This window comes from Yoonia sp. (assembly GCF_042093035.1).
Classification (GTDB): Bacteria; Pseudomonadota; Alphaproteobacteria; order Rhodobacterales; family Rhodobacteraceae; genus Yoonia.
In genome coordinates this window covers 1-3,409 of record NZ_JBELFI010000180.1, presented here as the reverse complement: position 1 = coordinate 3,409, position 3,409 = coordinate 1, and the positions used below count along the sequence as shown (strand labels likewise).

The following is a 3,409-nucleotide window of genomic DNA, read 5'->3' as shown; positions in this document are numbered from 1 at the left end:
AAGCAGTGAGCGACCTGACCTGTTTCAAGGCCTATGATATTCGCGGCGAAATCGGTGTCAACATCGATGAAGGCATTGCCTATCGCATTGGACGCGCCGTAGCGCAGCATTTTGGTGCCAAAGCTGTTGTGATCGGCTTTGACGCCCGCGAAACCAGCCCTGCCTTTGCCGTGGCGGCGGCGCGGGGCGCGATGGACGCTGGCGCGGATGTTTTGGACATCGGCATGGCTGGAACCGAGGAAATGTATTGGGCCACCACCGAATTTGGGGCCTGCGCCGGGATTGAGGTGACCGCATCTCACAACCCAATCAATTACAATGGGATGAAAATCGTGAAGTCTGCGTCGCGCCCACTGGACGACGCTGCGGATTTTCAGGTGATCAAGGCGCTGGCGGCATCGCAAGACTGGGGCACACCCACGCGCGTGGGCAAAATGCGCGACGTGGCGGGTGCCGCACGCGAAAAATACGTGGACCGCGTCCTCGGGTTCGTCGACGTGGCGACGCTGGCGCCCCTGAAAATCGTGATCAATTCCGGCAATGGCGCGGCGGGCCCGACCGTGGACGCAATCTTAGATCGGTTGGCCGCCCAAGGTGCGCCGATCGAGATAATCCGCGTGCACCACGACCCAGACAGCACATTCCCTAACGGCATCCCCAACCCCCTGCTGCCCGAAAACCACGCCGCCACGTCGGATGTGGTGGTGCGTGAGGGCGCGGACATGGGTGTGGCCTTTGACGGGGACTTCGACCGCTGCTTCTTCTTTGATGGGGCGGGCCGGTTTGTTCCGGGGGAATATGTGGTGGGCCTCTTGGCCGCCATTTTCTTGGATAAACAGGCAGGCGGCAAAATCGTCCACGACCCACGCGTGATTTGGAATACCCAAGATATCGTAGCGGCCAAGGGCGGCGTGGCTATCCAGTCCAAGACGGGGCACGCGTTTATTAAGCAAACCATGCGGTCTGAGCATGCGATCTACGGCGGCGAAATGTCGGCGCACCACTACTTCCGCGACTTTGCCTACTGCGACAGCGGCATGATCCCGTGGCTGTTGGTGGCCGAGCTGGTGTCCAAATCTGGTCAGTCGCTGTCCGACTGGGTGCACGACAGGTTTACGGCCTTCCCCAGCTCGGGCGAGACGAATTTCCGTGTTGCGGACGCGGGCGCCGCAATCGACCGCGTGCTGGCCGCCTACCGCGGTCAGGCGCTGTCGCTGGATGAAACCGACGGCGTCAGCCTCGCCTTAGCCGACTGGCGCTTCAACCTGCGCCGGTCCAACACCGAGCCACTGGTGCGCCTGAATATCGAGAGCCGCGGCGGATCCGAGGGCCTAGCGGCCCGCGTGTCCGACATTGCCGATTTGTTGGGCGGGGTTCGGGTTTGAGTGGTCCGGTCGTGCAAGGTTACGGGAAGTGGCCGGAATTTTCCGGCGGGGAACTTGGAGCGCGAATTTAGCTGTCTATGATGTTGCGGCTCTAAATTGATATGAAAGCGGCCGACTGTCATCGAAATGTTAAAATCCAAAGAGGAATTATCTGAATATGAATAGTGTTATTACGCCCGTCTTGCTGGCCGGTGGTTCGGGGACGAGGCTGTGGCCGCTGTCTCGCAAGAGTTATCCGAAGCAGTTCTCTAACCTAATTGGCGATCAGTCACTGTTTCAGCAGAGTGCGTTGCGGTTGACGTCGTCCGATGTCCTGTAATTTGGGCCGCATATTACGATGACAAATGCGAACTTTCGCTTCATAGTGGGTGAGCAGTTGCAGGGCGTTGGAATTAATCCGGGTCCCATTCTTATTGAACCGGAGGGACGCAATACTGCGCCCGCAATTTTGGCCGCGAGCATCTTTGCACAAGACCGCAACCCTGAGGCAGTGCTGGTCGTCGCACCGTCGGATCACGTGGTACCGAACGTTGAGGCATTTCATGAAGCACTAGCCCGTGGATTGGATGCCGTTTCAATGGGTAAAATTGTTACCTTTGGGATAACCCCGACGCGAGCTGAGACTGGGTATGGATATCTAGAGCTCTCTGGGGCGAGTAACGGAGATGCAGTCGATATTATCCGGTTTGTTGAGAAGCCTGAGGCGCTGCATGCACAACAAATGCTGGATGCTGGAAATTTTCTGTGGAATGCGGGAATATTTATGTTCCGTGCGTGTGACATGATATCGGCATTCGAGAAATATTCACAGGAATTGTTGTCTCCAGTTAGGGAAGCTTTGGGCGCAATTAAGGCCGACCTAGATTTTTTGAGGCTGGAGCCCGACGCCTGGTCTCGGTGTGAGGATGTTTCAATTGACTACGCAATTATGGAGCGGGCTGAGAACTTGGTCTCCGTGCCATTTTCTGCTGGCTGGTCTGACTTAGGCGGCTGGGACGCAGTACTGCAGGAAATGGACTGTGATGTCAGTGGGGTGGCACTTTCTTCTAATGCGCACGCTATTGATTGTGAAAATTCACTCTTGCGGTCGGAGAGTGCGTCGCTTGAGCTTGTTGGATTGGGTTTAAGAGATATCATTGCCGTTGCTATGCCTGATGCGGTTCTAGTTGCTCACAAAAACAGGGCGCAGGACGTAAAGACAGTTATCACAAAGCTTAAATCGGAAAGTGTTAAGCAAGCAGAAATATTCCCAAAAGATCACCGGCCTTGGGGTTGGTTTGAGACGCTCGCAATTCGTGGGCGTTTTCAGGTGAAGCGGATTTTTGTTAAGCCGGGTGCTGCATTGAGTTTGCAAAGCCACCACCATCGGTCTGAGCACTGGGTTGTGGTCGAAGGCACCGCGAGGGTTACAGTAGATAATGACGTCAAATTAGTCACTGAGGGGCAATCAGTCTACATACCCCTTGGCGCTGTTCACAGAATGGAAAATCCTGGAAAAGTACCAATGGTCCTCATTGAGGTTCAAACTGGAACCTACTTGGGTGAAGACGACATAATCCGGTACGAGGATATCTATTCTAGAAAATGAAAATGGATAGTTGCTATGAAGTGTCATATAAACGCAATAGCTAGACGAGTAATACTAGTCGAGCAGGAAGCGCTTAAAAAATTGGCCAGCGATCTGCCCGACGATTTTTCCGCCGTTGTGGACGCGATTTTGCAAACCACGGGGCGCGTGATCGTGTCGGGCGTTGGTAAATCGGGCCATGTCGGCAATAAAATTGCGGCCACTCTGGCCAGCACGGGGACACCCGCCAGTTTCGTTCATGCGACCGAAGCCAGCCACGGCGATTTAGGCATGGTCACAGCAGCCGATTTTTGTTTGCTGATTTCTAATTCTGGCGAAACGGCCGAATTGCGCGATATTGTGGCCCATACGCGGCGGTTTTCCATTCCAATGGCTGCAATTTCGTCGAAACCTGACAGTACATTGATGCGTGCGGCCGATTACAAATTGGGCCTGC

At 55.0% G+C, this 3,409-nt stretch carries 2 protein-coding genes and 1 pseudogene; all 3 read left to right on the top strand.

What is annotated here, in order from left to right; genetic code table 11:
* Positions 1–5 precede the first annotated feature (5 nt).
* A complete protein-coding gene (locus ACFDSS_RS14200; protein ID WP_375256373.1) occupies positions 6–1,385 on the top strand; it encodes a phosphomannomutase in 1,380 nt (459 codons plus the stop codon).
* A gap of 157 nt (positions 1,386–1,542) precedes the next feature.
* A pseudogene (locus ACFDSS_RS14195) lies at positions 1,543–2,973 on the top strand (mannose-1-phosphate guanylyltransferase/mannose-6-phosphate isomerase).
* Between the two features lie 15 nt (positions 2,974–2,988).
* Positions 2,989–3,409 (top strand): SIS domain-containing protein (locus ACFDSS_RS14190; protein WP_375256372.1); only part of this gene is annotated, 421 nt, incomplete at its 3' end.